General features: G+C 44.6%; 24 protein-coding genes. 11 read left to right on the plus strand and 13 right to left on the minus strand.

Going from position 1 to position 20,064, the window contains the following annotated elements:
* Positions 1-162 precede the first annotated feature (162 nt).
* Positions 163-1,155 (minus strand): hypothetical protein, encoded by a 993-nt coding sequence (locus MYF79_RS00745; RefSeq protein ID WP_247812081.1) that lies wholly within the window; start codon positions 1,153-1,155, stop codon positions 163-165.
* Between the two features lie 396 nt (positions 1,156-1,551).
* On the opposite strand from MYF79_RS00745, the gene MYF79_RS00750 reads away from it, so the two are divergent.
* On the plus strand, positions 1,552-2,112 hold the full coding sequence (locus MYF79_RS00750) for a flavin reductase family protein (RefSeq protein WP_247812082.1): 561 nt from the start codon (positions 1,552-1,554) through the stop codon (positions 2,110-2,112).
* A 2-nt stretch (positions 2,113-2,114) separates the two neighbouring features.
* Here the strand turns inward: MYF79_RS00750 and MYF79_RS00755 are convergent, their stop codons facing one another.
* From MYF79_RS00755 to MYF79_RS00780, 6 genes are all read right to left on the minus strand, one after another.
* Positions 2,115-2,513, minus strand: a complete 399-nt coding sequence (locus MYF79_RS00755; RefSeq protein WP_247812083.1) for a hypothetical protein — start codon at positions 2,511-2,513, stop codon at positions 2,115-2,117.
* Entirely contained in the window at positions 2,513-2,866 is a 354-nt protein-coding gene (locus MYF79_RS00760; protein ID WP_247812084.1) for a hypothetical protein, read from the minus strand. Before MYF79_RS00760 ends, MYF79_RS00755 begins: the two co-directional genes overlap by 1 nt.
* 34 nt (positions 2,867-2,900) lie before the next feature.
* Positions 2,901-3,653: a glucose 1-dehydrogenase gene (locus MYF79_RS00765; protein ID WP_247812085.1), complete on the minus strand. Its 753-nt coding sequence runs from the start codon at positions 3,651-3,653 to the stop codon at positions 2,901-2,903.
* A gap of 48 nt (positions 3,654-3,701) precedes the next feature.
* On the minus strand, positions 3,702-4,442 hold the full coding sequence (locus MYF79_RS00770; RefSeq protein ID WP_247812086.1) for an SDR family oxidoreductase: 741 nt from the start codon (positions 4,440-4,442) through the stop codon (positions 3,702-3,704).
* 94 nt (positions 4,443-4,536) lie between these two features.
* A complete protein-coding gene (locus MYF79_RS00775) occupies positions 4,537-5,484 on the minus strand; it encodes a helix-turn-helix domain-containing protein (protein WP_247812087.1) in 948 nt (315 codons plus the stop codon).
* Between the two features lie 81 nt (positions 5,485-5,565).
* Entirely contained in the window at positions 5,566-5,859 is a 294-nt protein-coding gene (locus MYF79_RS00780) for a hypothetical protein (protein WP_247812088.1), read from the minus strand.
* A 352-nt stretch (positions 5,860-6,211) separates the two neighbouring features.
* Between MYF79_RS00780 and MYF79_RS00785 the strand changes: the two genes are divergently transcribed.
* On the plus strand, positions 6,212-7,249 hold the full coding sequence (locus MYF79_RS00785; RefSeq protein ID WP_247812089.1) for a DUF6340 family protein: 1,038 nt from the start codon (positions 6,212-6,214) through the stop codon (positions 7,247-7,249).
* A 56-nt stretch (positions 7,250-7,305) separates the two neighbouring features.
* On the opposite strand, the gene MYF79_RS00790 is transcribed toward MYF79_RS00785, so the two are convergent.
* The gene (locus MYF79_RS00790; RefSeq protein ID WP_247812090.1) at positions 7,306-7,995 is read right to left on the minus strand and encodes a DUF2461 domain-containing protein; all 690 of its coding nucleotides are present in this window, start codon (positions 7,993-7,995) and stop codon (positions 7,306-7,308) included.
* A gap of 183 nt (positions 7,996-8,178) precedes the next feature.
* Between MYF79_RS00790 and MYF79_RS00795 the strand changes: the two genes are divergently transcribed.
* Positions 8,179-8,679, plus strand: coding sequence for a hypothetical protein (locus tag MYF79_RS00795; RefSeq protein ID WP_247812091.1), 501 nt, complete (start codon positions 8,179-8,181; stop codon positions 8,677-8,679).
* A 45-nt stretch (positions 8,680-8,724) separates the two neighbouring features.
* Here MYF79_RS00795 and MYF79_RS00800 read toward each other — a convergent pair whose 3' ends face one another.
* Positions 8,725-10,254: an aminotransferase class V-fold PLP-dependent enzyme gene (locus MYF79_RS00800; protein WP_247812092.1), complete on the minus strand. Its 1,530-nt coding sequence runs from the start codon at positions 10,252-10,254 to the stop codon at positions 8,725-8,727.
* A 2-nt stretch (positions 10,255-10,256) separates the two neighbouring features.
* Entirely contained in the window at positions 10,257-10,919 is a 663-nt protein-coding gene (locus tag MYF79_RS00805) for a DUF4395 domain-containing protein (RefSeq protein WP_247812093.1), read from the minus strand.
* Between the two features lie 197 nt (positions 10,920-11,116).
* Here MYF79_RS00805 and MYF79_RS00810 point away from each other — a divergent pair, with 197 nt between their 5' ends.
* Positions 11,117-12,154 (plus strand): sensor histidine kinase, encoded by a 1,038-nt coding sequence (locus MYF79_RS00810; protein WP_247812094.1) that lies wholly within the window; start codon positions 11,117-11,119, stop codon positions 12,152-12,154.
* Entirely contained in the window at positions 12,147-12,824 is a 678-nt protein-coding gene (locus MYF79_RS00815) for a LytR/AlgR family response regulator transcription factor (protein WP_247812095.1), read from the plus strand. Before MYF79_RS00810 ends, MYF79_RS00815 begins: the two co-directional genes overlap by 8 nt.
* A 7-nt stretch (positions 12,825-12,831) precedes the next feature.
* Here the strand turns inward: MYF79_RS00815 and MYF79_RS00820 are convergent, their stop codons facing one another.
* Complete coding sequence (locus MYF79_RS00820) at positions 12,832-14,022, minus strand: MFS transporter (RefSeq protein WP_247812096.1); 1,191 nt, start codon at positions 14,020-14,022, stop codon at positions 12,832-12,834.
* A gap of 79 nt (positions 14,023-14,101) precedes the next feature.
* Positions 14,102-14,452 carry a winged helix-turn-helix transcriptional regulator gene (locus tag MYF79_RS00825; RefSeq protein ID WP_247812097.1) on the minus strand — a complete coding sequence of 117 codons (351 nt, stop codon included), beginning with the start codon at positions 14,450-14,452 and terminating at the stop codon, positions 14,102-14,104.
* Positions 14,453-14,560: 108 nt separating this feature from the next.
* On the opposite strand from MYF79_RS00825, the gene MYF79_RS00830 reads away from it, so the two are divergent.
* The 5 genes from MYF79_RS00830 to MYF79_RS00850 all read left to right on the plus strand — a co-directional run bounded on the left by MYF79_RS00830 (position 14,561) and on the right by MYF79_RS00850 (position 18,518).
* Positions 14,561-15,316, plus strand: a complete 756-nt coding sequence (locus MYF79_RS00830; protein WP_247812098.1) for an SDR family NAD(P)-dependent oxidoreductase — start codon at positions 14,561-14,563, stop codon at positions 15,314-15,316.
* A 98-nt stretch (positions 15,317-15,414) separates the two neighbouring features.
* A complete protein-coding gene (locus tag MYF79_RS00835) occupies positions 15,415-16,419 on the plus strand; it encodes an SDR family NAD(P)-dependent oxidoreductase (RefSeq protein ID WP_247812099.1) in 1,005 nt (334 codons plus the stop codon).
* A 168-nt stretch (positions 16,420-16,587) separates the two neighbouring features.
* On the plus strand, positions 16,588-16,809 hold the full coding sequence (locus MYF79_RS00840; RefSeq protein WP_247812100.1) for a hypothetical protein: 222 nt from the start codon (positions 16,588-16,590) through the stop codon (positions 16,807-16,809).
* Positions 16,810-16,944: 135 nt separating this feature from the next.
* Positions 16,945-17,478, plus strand: a complete 534-nt coding sequence (locus MYF79_RS00845) for a carboxymuconolactone decarboxylase family protein (protein ID WP_247812101.1) — start codon at positions 16,945-16,947, stop codon at positions 17,476-17,478.
* 137 nt (positions 17,479-17,615) lie between these two features.
* Positions 17,616-18,518 carry a helix-turn-helix domain-containing protein gene (locus MYF79_RS00850; RefSeq protein WP_247812102.1) on the plus strand — a complete coding sequence of 301 codons (903 nt, stop codon included), beginning with the start codon at positions 17,616-17,618 and terminating at the stop codon, positions 18,516-18,518.
* 5 nt (positions 18,519-18,523) lie between these two features.
* On the opposite strand, the gene MYF79_RS00855 is transcribed toward MYF79_RS00850, so the two are convergent.
* Complete coding sequence (locus tag MYF79_RS00855; RefSeq protein ID WP_247812103.1) at positions 18,524-19,411, minus strand: LysR family transcriptional regulator; 888 nt, start codon at positions 19,409-19,411, stop codon at positions 18,524-18,526.
* A 98-nt stretch (positions 19,412-19,509) separates the two neighbouring features.
* Here MYF79_RS00855 and MYF79_RS00860 point away from each other — a divergent pair, with 98 nt between their 5' ends.
* Positions 19,510-20,061, plus strand: coding sequence for a hypothetical protein (locus MYF79_RS00860; protein WP_247812104.1), 552 nt, complete (start codon positions 19,510-19,512; stop codon positions 20,059-20,061).
* The last annotated feature ends 3 nt before the right edge of the window (positions 20,062-20,064 follow it).

The following is a 20,064-nucleotide window of genomic DNA, read 5'->3' on the forward strand; positions in this document are numbered from 1 at the left end:
AGGTCTGTCTAAATTATTATCAGAGACAAATCTAATTATTTATTCAGAAAATCATACTCCTTAATTCAACAATCTGGTAAATTTCAATGAAAATAAATTGAATATCAGGCCCTACCGGTATAAAAATACCGGCAATGCACAAGGTATCTAAACAGGATATGCTTATTTCCTGCTTAGTAATTCCTGGACTACAGGGATGTAGGCACTCTTAGGGAAGTTGGTTTTGAAGTAATAAAAAAGTTCTATCTGGGCGCCATTTCCCTTATTGTGGTCAGGGATATTGGCCAGGAACTCATTGCCTGCCATCATTTCATGTAAGTTGATGGGTGCGTAGGCATAAAGCTTATACTGTTCGTCAAAATGCTGCCAGAAATCGACCATGGTGGCGCCGCCCCTGATATATCCTTTTTTAATGAGGTAGCACTTTTTAGCGATCAGCAGGTCCACTCCGGGGCTGGAAACATATTTCGCATCAAAGGGGTCGTAGAGATCGGTGGCGTCCTGGACCACCTGTTTCAATTCTTTTTCGTTCAGGGCTTTATTTTTCCGGTCACCAGGATTTTCCAGGCGTTTTCCGGCGCTGTTAAGCAGGTAATATACCAGGCGGCTTTCCAGGGTACTTACCATACTTTCATAAAAGCCCACGGAGATCTGGCCTTTTCTGAGGTGGACCAGCAAGGGAGCTTTCAGATCGAACAGGGTAGAGCGCATCCCCCATAGGGCGCCATTGACAGAGCGGGCAGTGTCCATTACATAGTCCATAGCACTGCTCAGTCGCTCGGTGGAGAGGGGCGTATCGTTATTGAACAGATCATGTCCGGCCGCATTACTGCCGGAATAGATCTTTTTGCCAATGCTGCCCTCACGACTGATACCTATATCCACAGAATCGCCGGGTTCCACGTAGAGGACTGATTTTACATATTTGTTCTCTATGGTGATATAGCCGGGAGCCTCCATGGGTACTCTTAATGTAAACTCGTGATTGCTTACTTTTCCGGCGCTTTGCTTATATAATGAATTGAAATATGTTCCGATCGGCTTGTAGACAAATACATCAGTACTATCCGGTGCATCCGGCACTTTTCCTGTAATAACAACCTGTTGCGCAAATGCGGTGAATGGAATCAATAGGATAAATAGTACTTTTCTCATATCATTTTCTAACTTATCAAAATCGGACCCTCTTGAGTTGCCGGGTAACATTTCAGTTGGCCCATTAATTTACACAAAAAAAAGAAATCCCCGGGATGAATATACCCGGGGAGCCTGCTTTTTTTGTTATCCTTCATCATTTTTCCGCCATGGAAACCTTCTCAACGATGGATACGATCAGCAGGAAGGTATAGGGCATAGGATATAAAAGTCTCGTTTTGAATGTGAATTATTTATAATACAAAGCTACGTCCCCGCTGCTTTCAGGAAGCTGACAACTGTCATCCCTTATCGTGATACTGGTCTGGAAATTGTACTCCCCCAGGGTGTGAATAAGACAAATAATGGTTTGATCGGGATTAACAGGCAGTCACTGCTTCATGATAACTTTATGGCATGAGAAAGACATATAAAAAAAGAGATTTCCCGGTTGCGGACATCAGGAGATACCTGGAACCAGGGCCTACTGTTCTGGTCAGCTCCCAATGGAAAGATGAGCGTAATATTATGACCATGGGCTGGCATACGGTAATGGAGTTTTCACCGTCCATGATCGGGTGTTTTATTACCGGAGCGAACCACAGCTTTGAGATGATCCGGAAAAGCAGGGAGTGTGTGATCAACATCCCTACAGATGATATGATTGAAGACATCATAGGGATCGGCAACTGTACCGGCGCAGAAGTGGACAAGTTCCAGGAATTTAAGCTGACGCCGGAGAAGGCGGAAAAGGTGAAAGCACCCCTTATAAAGGAATGCTATGCCAATTTTGAGTGTAAGGTGATTGACGAACACCTCTTACCTAAGTATAACTTCTTCATCCTGGAAGTGGTCAAAGCCCATGTAGCCACCTCTCCTAAATACCCCCGTACTGTGCACTACAGGGGGGACGCAACTTTTATGATCTCAGGAAAGAACGTTTCCTATCCGGCCAGGTTCAAACCGCAGAACCTATAGCCTTAATAACTGGCCTGCCCGATATCCAGCCTGCTGATCTTGCCGGCTGCATCGATATGGAACTTAAAATAGGCCTTGAAATCGCCCCAGTAGTCGCTGTGAAACCGTCCATAGAGGTCCAGTCCCTTGTTTTCTATCTTATCGATGCTGGTGAAGCGTTCATGGCCAAATGCTTTTTCGAAGAAGCTTTTGAAGTCCATTTTATTGCCATCGTCATAGAGTGCAGCATCCGCTGTGAAAAGTGCGAACCAGGTTTTACTATCGGCAGCCTGCAAGGCGTCGATCGCCTTTTTCACGATGGTATTTGTGAGTTTATCAGTGTTCATTGTATTGGATTTGTTTTGTGCTTTAACGGTCAATGTGCATATTACTAATGCCATTGTATAGATGAAGATCTTCATTAGTTGTTTTTTGCGAGTGGGTGTTGTAAATAAATAGCGGCCAGGTTCATCAGGAGGAAAGGCAGCTCTATAGCGGCGCCTTTGAGATCTTTCAGCGATAGCTGCAGGCAGAGTATCAGTAAAATGGCGCTTGCCATGAGGAAATTACCAGCTACAAAGGTCCTGGGAAATAAGATCAGCACAGCACTTAACAATGTCACGATCCCATTGGTCAACACAGCTGGCCTGTTGAAGTGAAAGCGGCCCAGCATGGCTGCCATTTCCGGCTTACCGGAGACCATTGCCCATCCCTGCTTCAGCCCCATGAACACGATCGCCAGGACCAGTGCTGCATTTAGTATTTTAATGAACATGCTTGCTATTTTAGAGTGAATGGCGGGCGGAGTCTTAGTTGGTGGCTCCGCCGTTTACCAGCAGGTGCTGGCCAGATACGAAAGAAGACAGATCGCTTGCAAAGAATTCTGCAATATTGGCCACATCTTCCACTTCTGCCAGGCGCCCCATCGGACAGCTGTCCAGCAATTGTTTTCTTAATTCGGGATATGCCTCAGGATCAACGAAGATACCGGAATGGTCTACCGCGAAAGGAATGATAGAGTTTACAGTAACCCCTCTGTGACCGATCTCTTTTGACAGGATATCCACCAGGTAGCGTGGAGTTGTTTTACTACCACCATATACAGCCATACCGGGCACAGGGAAGGAAGTAGTGCTGGATGCGATGTAGATGATACGTCCATTGTCTTCCACGTGTTTTGCTGCCTGCTGCATAGTGAAGTAGGTACCTTTGGTATTGATGGAGAACACGCGGTCAAATTGTTCTTCTGTAAATTCAGTTACCGGTGTTTCTACCAGCTCTATACCTGCATTTGCTACTACGATATCGATCTTTCCAAAAGCTGCTTTTGCTTCGGTGAACAGTCGCTCGATCTCTTTCACCTTACTCACATCCGCCTGTACAGCGATCACCTTCGCGCCCATCGCTTTGATATTACTAACTACTTCATCTGCGGATGCTTTATCCCTGGAATAGTTAACCACTATATCTGCGCCCAGCGCTGCATAACGTTCTGCGATGGCTTTACCTAATCCCCTTGCTGATCCTGTAACTATTGCTACTTTACCTTTTAAGTTATTCATGACTGACACTTATTTGAATTGTTATTGTTTAACATTTATTTATTGTAATTAAGCCATACCACCGTTTACGCCTATATTCTGCCCGGTGATCCATTTAGCGGCGTCACTGGCCAGGAATGCCACCACTTCTGCAATTTCTTCAGGCGTACCGATACGGTTAAAAGCGGCCATAGCGGCGAGGCGGTCTACCACTTCCTGCGATTTTCCATTCATAAATAAATCAGTGTTGGTCGGGCCGGGAGAAACAGAATTCACATTGACCCCTCTGGCGCCCATTTCCTTTGAGAATACACGGGTTAATTGTTCTACGGCTGATTTAGTAGCTACATAGGTCCCGTAGGTAGGAATCATTACGCGGTTCACAGTAGTGGAGAAGTTAATGACGGATCCCTTGTCTGCCAGTCTGGTCGCTGCTTCGCGGAGGGTATTAAAGGTACCTTTTACGTTGATATCGAACTGGCGATCGAACTCTTCGTCCGTAGTATCCTTAATAGTTTTCAGGAGCATGATGCCTGCATTGTTCACCAGTACGTCGATCCTGCCATAATGTGCAATAGCGGCATCAAACAGGTTCTTAACATCTGCACTCCTGCTGACATCTGCCTGTATAGCGATGGCGTCGCCACCTTTTTCCTTTATTTCAGCAACAACCTGGTCGGCAGCATCCTTACCACCGGCATAGTTAACGATTATCTTTGCTCCTTCTGCTGAAAGTTTACGGGCAATGGCAGCGCCAATGCCTCTTGATGCGCCTGTTACTAAGATTACTTTGCTTGTTAGTGTGTTCATGTTTCTTTGTTTTTGTTTGTCGTTATTGACATAACAAAGGTGGAACATAAACACGCCCTAAAATTGCAAGATTTACACTATTAGTTGCAAATATCTAAGACACCCCTGTTCCGAGGTGTTTTCTGTATAGGACCGGGGTGGTATCTGTATATTTCTTAAAATAATTACTGAAATGAGCGGTTTCAGCAAACCCAAGCTGGTCGGCGATCTGCTTAATAGGAGTAGCGGAATTCTGTAATAATGATTTAGCTTCGGTAATGGTCTTATCTATGATCCAGGTACTAACGGACTTGCCCGTTTTCGCCTTAATGACATTATTCAGATAGTTGGGATGCAGGTTTTGCTCGTTGGCATAATCCTGTGCACGGAAAACCCGTTTAGCCTTCCCGGTGCTTAATTCGCGGTAATGTTTTTCCAGGCTTCTTTTGAAGTTCTTCACGATCTGTGAGCTCCTGTTACCTTCGTAGATCGGGTTGTAGTCTTCCCAGAAGTATTCCTTTATCTTCAATAGCAAGACCACAAACAGGTTGCCGATCATTTTATTCTTGTAAGGAGAGTTGGAGAAGTACTCTTTATAGATCTGCAGGTATAATGGTTCAAACTCTGCGAACACTTCCGGCTCCAGTACCCTCGCAGGGACAGTTTCTGCCAGCAGGAAAGGAAACTCTTCGAATATATTGGCATGAACGTTCTCCTTCAGGAAAGACTCGCTCATGGTTACCAGGTAGACTTCCTTCAAACAATGCCACTCAAAGGATTTATAATGCCCGGGATTGGTGAAATAGATAGTATAGGGCTTTGTATTGAACTCCAGATCATCTGTAGTATATCTCCCCTCCCCGTCCTTAATAAACAGGAAAGAATAAAAATTAGCCCGGTATACGCTGGATTTAAAAGGCAGGTCCCCATGTATATCCATCAGCTTATGGATCGTAAAGTCGTTCTTAGGGTCGATCAGGTCTACGGGTAAACCCAGATACTCGTAGTTCTCGATCAGGTTATTAAAAACGGGGGGCCTGTCTGTTGTTTTCTGCCTGGTCATGGTAACGGAGGAGGTTTAGATGAGGTTAAAGTTACAAAAGGTTTGGGCTACCTCGTAACATATAACCCCGAATCACTATAACTACTCCCAGGTACTGGCTACCGGCGTCAATACTTCGATCTGGGGAGGGCTTACAAGACCACTGTCATCCCGCTGTTGCTGGAAGGCTTTAAAAGAGGGTGTATTGAGCACTGCTGCCTGGATCTCTTCGTTTTTGTAGTGGGAAAGGTGGGTGAAGGTAGTTTCACTATTATAGATAGTGTATTGGAAGTCGGCGCCCATTTTTTCGAAGTCCTGCATGAAGGCCTGGATGTTCTGTTTATTCTGCGCTACAAAAGACGGTTTTACTCTGTAAGTCACTTTTACTGCTATCATGGTTTTAAGTTTTTATATAGATATAGACAGGGCAGCATGTAAAAACGTGACAGGATCTCCAAAGTTTTATTGCTGTCTACTATGCATGGGAATTTGCGGCTAATTTAAATTGCAGGCACGCTGCAGTAGAATACATACGTTACCTGTAGGCCACTGCCCTATTTACAGCTTTTTTCGTCAAAAGAGTTCTGTGTGCGCAACAGAACTCTTTTGGTGAGTGTCAGGAGCATCCCACCTATACATATTCTAATATTTATTACTATCTTGTTGCAAATGCCATATCAAACATCGTAAACGGGGCAATTAAATATTTCAATATCAATTAATTAACGTTCGGGAGAAATCACTACCTATGAAAAAGCTGTTCTCTATCGTTGCGACTTCGGTTGCACTTTATTCCTGTAGCTCTACAAATCTTGTCTACATCAGCGTCCAGCAACCGGCGCCTGTTACCATATCGCCTGATATTAAAAATGTAGGGATCGTTAACAGGAGTACCATTGCTGACAAAAACAAAGCGCTGGACATCATTGACAAAGTACTCACAGTGGAAGGCGATAGCCTTGACCGGCAGGCCGCCCAGGCAGGCGTGGTCGGACTGGCTGATGAACTGATCAAAAATAACAGGTTCACCAATGTCACCGCTTTCAATAGCATTGACCTGCGGACAAACGTACCGGGGCAATTTCCGGCGCCGCTGACATGGGACGTAGTGGAGAAGATCTGCCGGGAAAAACACGTGGATGCGTTGTTCTCCCTGGAACTGTTTGACACAGACTCAAAAGTAAGCTATGCCGCCGTTCCTGTATCAATGAAAACACCGCTGGGCAATATTCCTGGTATTGAACATCACGCCAATATGCTCACTACCGTGAAAACTGGTTGGAGGATCTACGACCCGGTGGAAAAATCAATACTGGACGAATACGCCATTGCCAAAGACATCACCTTCACGGGAAAAGGCATCAACCCCGTAGCTGCAGCCGGCGCTATCATCAACAGGAAAGAATCCGTGCTCGACGTCAGCAGAAAAACCGGGCAGGATTATGCCTTCAGACTGATCCCTTACTGGATCAGGGTAACAAGGGATTATTATGTAAAGGGAACCGACAATTTCAGCACCGCGAAACGTAAAGCGCAAACAGGTAACTGGGATGGTGCTGCTGAATTATGGAAGAAAGAAACAAACTCCTCCAGCGCCAAGATCGCGGGCAGGGCATGCTACAACATGGCCATCATCTGCGAAATAAATGGTCAGCTGGACAAGGCAATAGAATGGGCACAGAAGGCTTATGAGAATTACAACAATAAACTGGCCCTGAGATACGTCAACATCCTTAAAAACCGGAAAGCAAGCAATAATGTACTGAACTATCAGCAACAAAGCTAAAGTTCCAGGTCTATGGGATTTACGGTCCCATAGACCTGTCTTTTAACAAGGGCCCATTACAATGCCTCGCCATTAATATCTGTCGTCAGCACATCGCTCATATAATCGAAAAACGGGCGCATGTTCTTAAAGGTCTGATTCGCTTCTTTCAGGAACTCACCACTCAGTACCACTTCATCCGGAAAATGCCGTACCAAAAGGAATTGCTTGTAACGCAACAGATCGATCGCTTCATGATCTGCATCAAAACCTTTCGGAGCCGTTTTCAGCTGCTCTCCTTTCAGCTCACCAAATGTTGACACAAAGGACTTCGCCTTCAGGATTTTCCGCAGCGGGGCGGGGTCAAATGCGATATCCTCCCTGATCCGTTTAAGGTCTTCCGTGCTGGGACCAAAGAATCCTCCCGCCACAAAGCTGTTACCAGGCTCGATATGAAAATAATATCCTCCCCTGCGGTACTTTGTCGCACGCTTGAAGCTACCGCTCCAATGGGTCTTGTAAGGCGTTTTATCTGCAGAAAAACGGGTATCCCTGTAAATACGGTACAGGCTCTTTTTACCGGAAGGTGTCTCAATTTCATCATGTGCGTTGAGCGCCTGTAACAACGCCTCTGCAAAATGCTCTACAATGGCCAGCTCCTGCAGGAATGTATCCTTGTGTGCGTTAAACCATTCCCTGTTATTGTTCTTTCTTAGTTTATTCAAAAAGTCAAAGCCTGATGGTGCTAATAATGCCTGTTTGGCCATAAGATCCTGTTTAAATATGCCGTAAAGATACTAACACAAAAAACGATATTTCGTTAATCCACATGCCATTTGTGGCATATCACGAAACCACATGCCTCAGCAAGGCACAGTGCATTGTCTGCCAGTCATTTATCAAATGGCATTCCTCTTGCCATGCCTATCTGCACTTTAATACTTACTGCTATGATTCACCTCACAACATTGGGCTTCATCCACACGGTGATCGGTGTGCTGGCCCTTATCCCCGCATTTATATCCCTGTTTAGTTATGGTGTGATCGCCCCTCAGAAAAGAACCGGCAAAATCTACATTGTACTGACGGCATTAGCCTGTCTGACATCTTTCCCCATTATGAAGAGCGGTCATTTATCGCCCGGGCATTTTCTGGCCATCCTGATCCTGCTCATGCTACCGCTGGCCTACTATGCATCTTCTATAAAATTGTTCGGACAGAAATGGCAGTACATTCAGGTGGTTTTGATGTCGCTCACATTATTTTTTTCACTGGTACCTGCATTTACAGAAACGCTTGTACGCGTACCACTGGGACATCCGTTTGCTTCAGGACAGGAAGATCCCGCGCTTCAGCCTGTTATGGGTGTACTGGCCCTCGTTTTTGTGGTGGGTATCTGTTATCAGTTGTTCAGGCTGAGAACACAGCACAGGAAATTGCAGTCAGTATAGGGATACATGGAAGTGGCTAACGGAACAGGAAGCTGTTCTTCAGTTTCAGGTTAGCTCCTGCCACCGGCCCACATCAAACCATTCGGATATCTTCCGCCCCACGCCGTCAGCTTCCCCTTTGAAGAAATACTCATTGGAATTGTGATCGTAATAATAATCCTTTTCCCATTCATGAATATTGGCTACAGTTATCTCGATAGCATCCAGGATAAAATTAATTTCCGCATTGGTCATGGTAGGATGTATTGATAATCTTACCCAACCGGGTTTACAGGAAAGATCCCCGCTACGGATTGCATCAAGTATGGCATACGATCTGGCTTTGTCTACATCAAGCAGCACATGCCCGTAAGTTCCCGCACAGGAGCATCCTCCCCTGGTCTGAATGCCGAACCTGTCGTTAAGCAGCCTGGTAATTAAATTGTAATGCACGCCTGTTACGATAAACGAGACCACACCTAAGCGCTTTGTTACATTGGCCTGAAGCACCTGTACATACTTCATGTCAGGCAGTCTGTTGAATATCGTCGCCAACAGTTCTTCCTCCCGCTTAAGCATATTGCTTATACCCATTTCCTCTTTCAGCCGGATACACATGGCAGCTTTTATTCCCTGGAGAAATGGCGGTGTGCCACTGTCTTCCCGTTGTTCAATATTGGCTACGTATTCCCGCAGGCCCCATGGGTTCGTATACTTCAGGGCACCGCCTCCTGGTTGATCAGGGATCTTATTGTTGTAAAGATGTTTGTTAAAGATCAATATCCCGGGTGTACCGGGACCACCCAGCAACTTATGCGGGGAGAAATAGATGGCGTCCAGATAGGCGTCATTTTCACCCGGATGCATATCCATCTCACAGTAGGGTGCAGCACAGGCAAAATCCACAAAGCACCATCCACCGTATGCATGAATGAGTTTAGCAATGCCGTGATAGTCCGTTCGAATACCCGTTACATTGGAACATGCTGTTACGGCAGCAATCTTATATACGCGGTGTTTGTGCTGCTCCAGTAAGGATCCGAAGTGTGCCATATCCACATTCCCATCTTCTCCCATCCGGATCACGGCCACGTCTGCAATGGTTTCCAGCCAGCTGGTCTGGTTGCTATGATGTTCCATTGCCGTCACAAAAACCACTGGCTTCAAGGCTTCATCACACGGCGGCCACTCTTTTCCTGTATACGCCGCAATGCGCTCGGGCACTCTCATGCCCATTATCCGTTGCAATTTGTGTACAGCAGCGGTCATTCCGCTGCCGCAAAATATCAGCACATCATCACTACCGGCATTAACGTGTTTCTTTATAATGCGCTTGGCTTCTTCATAAGCCTTGGACATCGAGCTGCCTGTGACGGTGGTTCCTGTGTGCGTATTACCCACAAAAGGAAGTATTTCCCGCCGTATATAGTCTTCAATAGGTCCATAACACCTGCCGCTTGCAGTCCAATCCGCATAAATGATCCGCCTGACGCCAAAGGGCGATTCAAAATGTTGCTGACTGCCGATAATATGCATCCTGTAAGATGAAAAGTAATCTTCCAACCGGCTCTCACGGTTCAAGGGTAGCGTTACCATGTCTATCTGGATTTAGCGGTTACCACCTTTTTAAACATATCGTGCGGTTGCCTGCTGTAACGTTCATTCAGCCAGCGGGATGCAGCGAAGATGAGGGCAACAAAGAGTAGCAATACGGCCAACTGCGTCACAGACACTTTCTGGATGTCCTGTCTTGCCGTAACATCGCATACCTCTCCAGGACAATGCTGTACTTTCTTCCTGTTAAACAAGGGATACACCATGCAGCCCAGGCAGATGCCAAAGGAAGCTTCGAAAAACAGGAATAAAAGGCAAACCAGGCAGACCAATCCGGTAATAATGCTGTAGGCGTTGACAATGATGAAAAGATAGAACATGGTGGCAGATAACACAATACCAATGATCCAGGCAAATCTCTTCTGTGGTGCACCTACATATTCGGGTACCTGATTACGGACAATGAGGCGTCCTGCTATCATTGTTGGGGAATACCTGGGATTGATCAATACACGGATCAACAGGTCGAGTAAAAAGAAGGTGATTACGTATTTTACGAGTATAAAATTGCCGCTAAAGAGAATAAACATCAGGGATGTATAAACGGCGAGGAACAGGATTCCTGCCGCCGCCCTGATCTCACGCTCGTTCAGGACAGGGATATCATATCCCGCTACTTTTTCTCCGAATTGTAAAAACTTGTTCATGTTTTGATTAATATTGGGTGCAAGGATTGAATTTTTATCGATCGACGATACAAGAATAGAGAATAGGGCTGATTACAAATATGCCCGGTCAACAAACGACGCCTCCTGGTCAATGAACTGCGAACTTGCGTCAATTATCCCAACAGAAGGCTGAAACAAAGAACATTTTATCGACATTTACTGCATCAAACTTCAATATGAAGATCTTATCCGGCATAAAACGATATGAACTATACGTCTGGCTTGCGCCGGCCTTTTTACTTTTAAATCTGCTGGGAGACATTGTTGAACATAGGAGCGATTTTCCGCAAAGGGCCGTTAATGAAACCTGGCTGGCATGCTATGTAATAGTGATGAATTACCGCTTGCTGGAGTACACATTGCCAGGCATGAGCCTGAAAAGGTTTTTCCGGTCCGTCCTGCTCATACTACCGTATTTCTTTTCTTATTCGCTGGGCCTTTTTCTTTGGAGAGCACTGGGAGTTACATTGCATATTTATACCGTACTGGATAACACGCTTACAATAGACAAAAGGATCGGCACCCTGACAGGATACAGTATCGGATCGATTATATTTTTCAGCGTTGTCAGGCACATCTATAACCATATAAAGCTGAAGCAATCAGCACAGGAGTTACTCATAGCAAGCCAGCAAGCCGAGCTGAACTACCTGAGATCCCAGACTAATCCTCATTTTTTATTCAATACACTGAACAATATCTATTCACTGGCCAGAGACAAGTCCGACCTCGCTCCCGAGTCTATCCTGCGATTGTCAAAGATCCTGCGTTATATGCTGTACGAAACCAGTGCCGCCTATGCCGCTATTGAACAGGAAATTAAGATCATTGACGATTACATTGAGTTGGAAAAGCTACGCTATGATGAATCATTGCATGTTAATTTCAACCACGATCTTGAAGACAGGAAGCAGGCCTTACCGCCATTGCTGCTTATTCCACTGGTTGAAAATGCGTTCAAGCATGGTGTATCAGAAACCAGGGACCGACCCTCAGTAAATATTCATCTTTCTGTCAAAAACAGGGTGCTGCTTTTTATTGTTGAAAATTCAACCGGAGATGCTGCAGGAAATGTCAGTCTGAAGGAAAACATCGGTTTGTCTAATTTACGCCGGCAACTGGCATTGTTATATACCAGCTATAGTCTTGATACACGCCCGGGTGATTTTACATTTACCGCTACCCTGAAAATAAATCTCGACAGTCATGTCTAAAATAAAGTGCATTATTATAGAAGATGAGCCATTGGCAGCAAAGGTGCTAATCGATTATATAGCAGCGGTTCCTTTCCTGGAATTACAAAAGACTTTTAAAGATGCGATCCTTGCTGCCGAATTCCTGTCGAACAATGAGACAGATCTTATATTCCTGGATATCCATCTGCCCAGGCTGAAAGGCATGGCTTTTCTCAGAACACTTGTCAATCCGCCATCAGTAATAGTTACCACCGCCTATCATCATTACGCAGTAGAAGGGTTTGACCTGAATGTAACAGATTACCTGTTGAAGCCTTTCGAGTTTGAGCGGTTCCTCACCGCTGTTAATAAGGTAAATGCGGAGCCCCGGCGGATAGCAGGTAGTATCAAAGACTTTATCTTCATAAATGTACAAAAGCGGAAAGTCAAAGTCCTTTTCTCAGAAATTCTGTATATCGAAAGCCAGCGTGAGTATATTAAAATCGTTACTACCAAAAGCGAGTACTTATCCAAAATGAGTACTCATGAGATTGAAGAGGTACTGCCAGCACATCTTTTTAAACGCATACATCGCTCTTTCATTATTTCAGTCAACCAGATAGATTCCTATACCGCCGAAATAGTGGAAATAAAAGGGATCCCTATTCCCATTGGCCGGGGGTATAAGGATGTTATTGACAATTTATGAAGCAGGATCATTTTTCAGGACTTTGATGGCTGGTTGGTGCATCAATGCTGAGCCAAAAGTAAAGCAGCACCCCAAACGTTACTACCGCAGTAGTCCCAAACGCAAGACCAGCGCCAAAGCGGAGCCATAGCCAACCGGTAACAGTACTGGCCAGCATGGTACAGATACTCTGAAACCCGGTGTAGGTGCCTATTGCGGTAGCCGTATCCGCCTTGTCAGTGATATTGCTTATCCATGCCTTGGAAATCCCTTCCGTTGCAGCAGCATAAGCGCCATACAAGAGGAAAAGAAATCCGTAGTAATAGATACTACCTGTGAAGGCCATCCCGGCATATACCAATACGAAGAGGAACAGTCCGGCAATGAATATCTTTTTCAATCCTATGCTATCGGCCAGTATTCCCAGGGGAAAAGCGGCCAATGCGTATATCAGGTTATAAAAGATATATACGCCTATAGTAGCTGCATCACTCAATCCTGCCTGTTTTATTTTCAGGAGGAGGAAAACATCGGAACTGTTAAACAATGTAAAAACCAGCAATCCTGTTACTACGCGCCGGTAAATAGCAGGGCTATGTTTCCAGTAATGCAGAAAGGAGAAAAAGGAAACGGGGGTTTTGTTCTCTTTCTGTTCGCGTTTTTTGTCTTTGAGATAAAAAGATAGTCCGATAGCCAATAGTCCGGGCACAAATGCGATAAAGAACAGCGTCCTGTATTCATTGGGATAAAGGTACAGGTAAACCAAAGCCAGGGCTGGCCCGATAACAGCTCCCAGTGTATCCATCGAACGGTGGAATCCGAACACCCGGCCTTTGGTAGCCGGCGTGGCTTCGTCAGACAACAGCGCGTCTCGCGCGCCGGTACGGATGCCTTTGCCTAAGCGGTCGGCCGTTCGTGCCAGGAATATCCAGAGCGGGTAGACAAAAACGGCCATTATGGGCTTAGACAAAGCGCTCAGGGTATATCCTAATTGTATGAACGGCGCCCTTCTGCCTCTCTGGTCAGATAATTTGCCGAAATAGCCCTTGCTTAAACCGGCGGTAGCTTCTGCAATACCTTCAAGTATGCCAATCAGCAATACGGAAAAACCAATGCTTCTTAAATAAATGGGCATGACCGGATATAACATTTCGCCGGCCACATCTGTCAGCAGACTAATGAACGATAATACCCATATTGTACGCGTTAAGTATTTCATGGCGCATGGTTATACTATTACCCCGAATCCACTGTTTAAGATGATATAAGCCGACAGCCATATAAGTCTGCCAGCCAGGCTATTTCCCCATAATTTTCTTACGATGTTCTATCCCCCAGCTTGTCAGGTTCTCAATGATGGTCTTCAGCGTCTTACCATGGTCTGTAAGCACATACTGAACCGTTACAGGCTGGGTGTCTAACACCGTGCGTTTAATCAGTTCATTTACTTCCAATTCTTTCAATTCCTTGCTCAGCATTTTGTTGGAAATACCGGGTACATCATTCAGGATGTCAGAGAACCTTCTTTCGCTATAATAGCAGATAGATGAGATAATAGGTATTTTCCATTTCCCGCTCAACACGTCCATTGCATCATGGACACCCATCATCTCTCTTTTGTGATCTTGTTCGACTCTTTTGCACTCCATAAGTTACTTTGTTACCTCCAGGTTACTGTTACTTTCGGTAACAAAGTTACCAAAATATATCCGGGCGTCATAAGTTTGTATCTCAATCATCAAATAAACGAGAGGAAAATGAAAAGACTAGAGAACAAGGTAGCAGTAGTTACAGGCGCGTCAAAAGGAATAGGTGCATCCATCGCGAAATATTTTGCGGCGGAAGGTGCTAAGGTGGTGGTGAATTATGCTTCCAGCAGGGAAGATGCAGAGAAGGTGGTAAAAGCCATCAGCGACGCAGGAGGCAAGGCCATTGCGGTACAGGGTGATGTATCGGATGCGGCTGATATAAGCAGACTTTTTGAAGCAACTAAAGATGCTTTCGGCTCATTGGATATCCTGGTAAACAATGCCGGCATTTATCAGTACGCCCCGGTTGAGGAGGTTTCAGCCGATTCTTTTCATCGGCAATTTAATATCAATGTCTGGGGATCTTTACTTGCCATCCAGGCATCTTTAAAACTGTTTGGCAACAAAGGTGGCAATATCATTAACATCAGTTCAGAGGCAGGCAAAATGCCACTTCCGACAGGTTCGATATATTCTGCCACCAAGGCGGCCTTAGATGCTATTACTATTTCTTTATCAAAAGAACTGGGTGCAAAAAAGATCCGCATCAATTCTATTTTGCCGGGCGTGGTAGAAACAGAAGGCTCACATAGCGCAGGCTTTATCGGCAGTGATGCTGAAGCAAAACTCGTAGCTAACACGCCACTTGGCCGTACGGGTCAGCCGGAAGACATTGCGAAAGTAGCTGTATTTCTTGCTTCGGATGAATCGGGTTGGATTACAGGAGAAAAGATCTCGGTTTCGGGAGGTATTTATGGATTTTAGCATGCAAGCCAGGTATAACAGTCCCGCTAAAACCCAGCTCAAGTCAGAAAGATACTCGCTCTCAACGATTGACAAACCCAACAACAAATTGTAAAAAAATGGAACAGCATCAGTATACCGGGTCACTACAAAAACCTGTAGGATCAGGGTTCAATGCAGCATCTACATCAACAGATGTACTGAAGGGAATTGACCTTACTGGAAAAATTGCCATTGTAACAGGCGGTTACACCGGCATCGGTTTAGAAACTACCAAAATGCTTGCCGCAGCAGGCGCCACCGTTATTGTACCTGCAAGAAGTATTGAAAAGGCAGCCAAAAATCTGGCCGGCATTGCAAATGTAGTGTTAGAGGAAATGGACTTAATGAGCCATATTTCTATAGACAGATTTGCAGAAAAATTTCTGGCTTCAGGCCGGCCATTACACCTGCTGATCAATAATGCAGGAATTATGTTTGTTCCTTTGCGCAGGGACAGCCGTGGCATAGAGTCTCAATTGGTGACAAACTACCTGGCACCATTTCAGCTCACCGCACGCTTATGGGATACACTAAAAAAAGCGAATGGCGCAAGAGTAGTGAATGTGTCTTCCCAGGGACATCAATTCGCACCATTCAATTTTGAGGATCCCAACTTTGAAAGTCGTGCGTATGAAACCTTATCAGCGTATGGCCAATCAAAGACAGCACTCAATCTGTTCACTGTTGAATTGGACAAACGTGGCAAGAGGCATCATGTAAGAGCGTATGCATTGCACCCGGGCAATGTTCTCGGAACAGAACTGGCAAGAGAAGCATCAGTAGAAACATTCCGCCAGCTGGGATTGGTAGATGAAAATGGCAACCTTTTACCTGAATTTGCAGCTTCCATGAAAACAATTCCGCAAGGGGCGGCAACCACCCTCTGGTGTGCTACCAGTCCCTTGTTAAACAATATCGGCGGTGTGTATTGCGAGGATGCGGATATTGCGGTATTAGCTCCAGGGCAGGAAATATCAGGGGGCGTAAAGCCTTATTCGCTGGATGAGAGCAATGCAAATCGGCTTTGGAAATTGAGCGAGGAGATGACGGGGGTTGGGTTCGATGTTGATACGGCTGCTTGATAAATGCAAATAAGTTTAGACATAGGATGAACGAACAGTGGTTGATTCTACTTTAAAAGCATATTTAGCTCTTGGCAAAGCCCGCGCTATTAGCGGGTTTTGCTACTTAAGAGTGGGATAAGGAGAATAAGTCCCGAACCGGCTTGTATAAACTATTTATCTTAAGGTATGAGGGACGCGGGAGCGACAGCGACAAATTATCCTCAGATCACAAAAGAATATTGCGATTGTTCAGCGGATAAGATCATGAAAGCGATGACAAAAGATCAGTATGTAAAAAGTGTTTCCAAGCCGCTGGAAGACCAGGTAAAAGAAGTGCTTCTGATCTTTCAGGATTGTGTGAATGAACTCAGGCACCGTATTGACAGCGTCAAAAGACAAGCAAAATAAAGGGGGCATATGGTACACTGTCTGTTCATTGCCAATTTTCCAGCCATTGGAAAAATTGGCAAGTCTTAGGGAATTAAATACATTTTTCAGAGGGTAAATGGTACGCAATTTTGTATTGACAATAAATACAAAACAATGAAAGCATTTAAAGTACCAAACCGTGAAGAGGTCAGCCCTGCCAACCAGGCAATATTCGATACACTGAAAAAGAAGCTGGGCAAGGTTCCTAATAGCTATGCATTTATGGCAAGTTCCGAAAATGGTTTAGCCAACTATCTCGCATTGTCTAATGCAAAAAGTTCACTTACTATCCGGGAGAAGGAAGTTATTAACCTGATCGTTAGCGCAATAAACGACTGCCATTATTGTGTCAGCGCCCATACTGTGATCGGAAAATTAAACGGCTTTACTGATGAGCAAATACTGGAAATACGCCGTGGCAACATCAGTTTTGATGCAAAACTCAACGCACTAGTGCAGTTCGTGAAAGAGGTGACTAACAAAAAAGGTAACGCCAGTCAGCAGGCTATAGATAACTTTTTTGCAGCAGGCTATACCAATGAAAGTCTTGTTGATACGTTAATGATCATCTCCGAAAGAACTTTCAGCAATTACCTGAACGCTATTGTGAAGGTGCCAATCGACTTCCCTGTTGCGCCTGAAATTTGAGATAATTCGTTCAGTGCTGATAAATGCCCGGAATGGTAAATTACACCATCCAAACAGTGAAAAACACCATATTCCCGATGCAGCCTATGCTAACTTAGCACAGGCTAAGTTGAAGGAAATTTAAAAGGCATGATCTAATGAAGTTTTCACATACTGACAAGAGATCGGGTGGTGTAATTTATTTTCTGGAGAACGAGGTATTTTCCGGCAGGAGAACAGAAGCGACGGCAGACCGGCTTTTTACAATCGCGTTAAACAGCGGTCCGGCGCAGCAGGTCTATATTGACAATATTGAGTATACCTTCCCTTCCGGATGCCTGTTACCGCTTTTTTCCAATCAGTCTTTTATATTTGAAGAGCCCCGACAGATTACCGCCTGGCAATATAACCGGGATTTTTATTGCATTGTTGATCACGATAACGAGGTAAGCTGTGCAGGTTTTCTGTTTTTCGGATCCTATGGTCAGCTATTCATTAAGCTGGACAAATTCAATCAGGGAAAACTCGAGATACTGAAAAGCATTTTTATCGAAGAGTTTGAAATGGATGACAGTACAAAATCGGAGATGCTCAAAATGTTATTAAAAAGGCTGATTATTATCGGTACCAGGTTAGCCAAAGAACAATATGTAAAAGAGCAGCCCGTTGAATCTGACAAATTTGACATCGTTAGAAAATATAATCTATTAGTTGACAGGAACTTTAAAACACAGCACCAGGTACAATTCTATGCGAATGAGTTAGGCAAATCTCCCAAAACATTATCTAACCTGTTTGCACGTTACCATCATAAACTCCCCTTACAGATCATTCATGACCGTATAATTGACGAAGCAAAAAGGTTATTCTATTACACGGATAGATCAGCGAAAGAAATAGCTTATGAGCTTGGGTTTGATGACGCGGCACATTTTAGCCGGTTCTTTAAAAAGATAACAGGCCAAAACATTTCCGGGTATAAAAAGGCCAGATTACGCTATTCAGAGGCCAATGCATTGTCTTTTCCCCAGGAGCCGGGACATCCGGCATCGTTCTTATAAGCCTGTTAAACATGATAGTCCTTCGCGTGACGGACTAATAGCTGCGCCAATAGTCGCGCTGCCTTTTTGCGATATTGCCCTGCCGGCCAGGAAATAGTGGCCAATCGTGTCATACCTTCGCCTGTAATTTTCAGCGCTTTTAATTCAGGGTAGTTAAAGATCGACGAACCCATTAATATGGTTGCCCACTGACCACTATCTACTAGTTGTAAAAGCATATTGATATCATTTACTTCCATTTTGATATCAGGTATTAAATGATGATCTTCCAATAAAAGATCGAGGTAATTGCGGATGCTATATCCTCTGGTAGGCAATACCAAAGGCATACCATCTAATTGCTTAATGTTGATCTGCTTTCTACCGCCCAACGGATGGCTTTTGTGAACTACAAGTGCCAGGCAGGAAGAAAACAAACGTTCAATTTCAAATCCATCGCCTTTCTCGCCTTGAGAAAAAGACAACATCATATCAATATGACCCTGATCAAGCTTGTCAAGTAAATCCTGAGTGGTGCCAAAGCTAATTTTTATGTTGATTTTGGGACACTCTTGTGAAAAGTCCACTATAGCTTTCGTTAACAAGGCCATTAGTCCGTAGGTCACGCCGATCGACAACGTTCCTGTATTAAGATTCATCAAATCCTTCAACATGTCCTTGCCGTCCTGGGCATCTTTCGCCGTTTTGAGGGCATAAGGCAAAAACGTTCTACCGGCCTCTGTGAGCCGCACCCGCTTAGCGATCCTGTCAAACAACGGCACTCCCAGTTCATCTTCCAATTGTTTGATCTGCTGAGATAGTGTGCTTTGCGTAATAAATAATGCACCCGAAGCTTCAGTGAAATTTTGCAATTCAGCGGCCTTGATAAAGTATTTTAATTGACGGAGTTCCATTTTTAAATAATCGGTTTTTTCGATCAACTATATCTAAAATAAGCATTTTAACGATTAGTAAATTTCGGTGACCTTTGAATTATCAAACAAAAAATATCATGGAAATCAAACAAACTATCGAAAATGCGCTTTCTCACTCAACTGTAAAAGCGATCATCAACGCGCCAATTGAAAAAGTAAACATTGCAGATTGGTTATTCAATCTCCCCGATGAGGAATATCAAAGATGCTCTACAGCCCATATCGCAGCTGGCTTCACACACACTTTAGCTGGCGAGCCTATGTCAATCAATGTAGAGACCATCGGTAACGCGCTTGTCATTCAGCATTATGTGGCTACTGAATACAGGGCAGATTATTGCCGTATGTTATCGGTTTCTGATACCATCACTACCAACGGGCGCAGCAAAGTTCAGGTGTTATGGGAACTTAGAGTCACAAAATTGGACGATCAAACCTGTGAATATACCAACGAAATTCATGCAACAGCGACGCCGGAGTTTTTTGAATTTATGAAAGTGCACAACATTTCTTTGGCCCAGGCTGCTCACGACCGCCAGGTTGCATCGGACGCTCATAATCATGAAGAAACACCCCTGTTTGCAAAAAGCATCGAAAAGAAAGCCCTTACCGGTAGTTATGGTATTTAATTG

Origin of the sequence: Chitinophaga filiformis (assembly GCF_023100805.1) — a bacterium.
Lineage (GTDB): Bacteria > Bacteroidota > Bacteroidia > Chitinophagales > Chitinophagaceae > Chitinophaga > Chitinophaga filiformis_B.

Bases quoted from the DNA above. Each gene is read 5' to 3' on its own strand.
- MYF79_RS00745 (WP_247812081.1), bottom strand. From the start codon at position 1,155: ATGAGAAAAGTACTATTTATCCTATTGATTCCATTCACCGCATTTGCG.
- MYF79_RS00750 (WP_247812082.1), top strand. From the start codon at position 1,552: ATGAGAAAGACATATAAAAAAAGAGATTTCCCGGTTGCGGACATCAGG.
- MYF79_RS00755 (WP_247812083.1), bottom strand. From the start codon at position 2,513: ATGAAGATCTTCATCTATACAATGGCATTAGTAATATGCACATTGACC.
- MYF79_RS00760 (WP_247812084.1), bottom strand. From the start codon at position 2,866: ATGTTCATTAAAATACTAAATGCAGCACTGGTCCTGGCGATCGTGTTC.
- MYF79_RS00765 (WP_247812085.1), bottom strand. From the start codon at position 3,653: ATGAATAACTTAAAAGGTAAAGTAGCAATAGTTACAGGATCAGCAAGG.
- MYF79_RS00770 (WP_247812086.1), bottom strand. From the start codon at position 4,442: ATGAACACACTAACAAGCAAAGTAATCTTAGTAACAGGCGCATCAAGA.
- MYF79_RS00775 (WP_247812087.1), bottom strand. From the start codon at position 5,484: ATGACCAGGCAGAAAACAACAGACAGGCCCCCCGTTTTTAATAACCTG.
- MYF79_RS00780 (WP_247812088.1), bottom strand. From the start codon at position 5,859: ATGATAGCAGTAAAAGTGACTTACAGAGTAAAACCGTCTTTTGTAGCG.
- MYF79_RS00785 (WP_247812089.1), top strand. From the start codon at position 6,212: ATGAAAAAGCTGTTCTCTATCGTTGCGACTTCGGTTGCACTTTATTCC.
- MYF79_RS00790 (WP_247812090.1), bottom strand. From the start codon at position 7,995: ATGGCCAAACAGGCATTATTAGCACCATCAGGCTTTGACTTTTTGAAT.
- MYF79_RS00795 (WP_247812091.1), top strand. From the start codon at position 8,179: ATGATTCACCTCACAACATTGGGCTTCATCCACACGGTGATCGGTGTG.
- MYF79_RS00800 (WP_247812092.1), bottom strand. From the start codon at position 10,254: ATGGTAACGCTACCCTTGAACCGTGAGAGCCGGTTGGAAGATTACTTT.
- MYF79_RS00805 (WP_247812093.1), bottom strand. From the start codon at position 10,919: ATGAACAAGTTTTTACAATTCGGAGAAAAAGTAGCGGGATATGATATC.
- MYF79_RS00810 (WP_247812094.1), top strand. From the start codon at position 11,117: ATGAAGATCTTATCCGGCATAAAACGATATGAACTATACGTCTGGCTT.
- MYF79_RS00815 (WP_247812095.1), top strand. From the start codon at position 12,147: ATGTCTAAAATAAAGTGCATTATTATAGAAGATGAGCCATTGGCAGCA.
- MYF79_RS00820 (WP_247812096.1), bottom strand. From the start codon at position 14,022: ATGAAATACTTAACGCGTACAATATGGGTATTATCGTTCATTAGTCTG.
- MYF79_RS00825 (WP_247812097.1), bottom strand. From the start codon at position 14,452: ATGGAGTGCAAAAGAGTCGAACAAGATCACAAAAGAGAGATGATGGGT.
- MYF79_RS00830 (WP_247812098.1), top strand. From the start codon at position 14,561: ATGAAAAGACTAGAGAACAAGGTAGCAGTAGTTACAGGCGCGTCAAAA.
- MYF79_RS00835 (WP_247812099.1), top strand. From the start codon at position 15,415: ATGGAACAGCATCAGTATACCGGGTCACTACAAAAACCTGTAGGATCA.
- MYF79_RS00840 (WP_247812100.1), top strand. From the start codon at position 16,588: ATGAGGGACGCGGGAGCGACAGCGACAAATTATCCTCAGATCACAAAA.
- MYF79_RS00845 (WP_247812101.1), top strand. From the start codon at position 16,945: ATGAAAGCATTTAAAGTACCAAACCGTGAAGAGGTCAGCCCTGCCAAC.
- MYF79_RS00850 (WP_247812102.1), top strand. From the start codon at position 17,616: ATGAAGTTTTCACATACTGACAAGAGATCGGGTGGTGTAATTTATTTT.
- MYF79_RS00855 (WP_247812103.1), bottom strand. From the start codon at position 19,411: ATGGAACTCCGTCAATTAAAATACTTTATCAAGGCCGCTGAATTGCAA.
- MYF79_RS00860 (WP_247812104.1), top strand. From the start codon at position 19,510: ATGGAAATCAAACAAACTATCGAAAATGCGCTTTCTCACTCAACTGTA.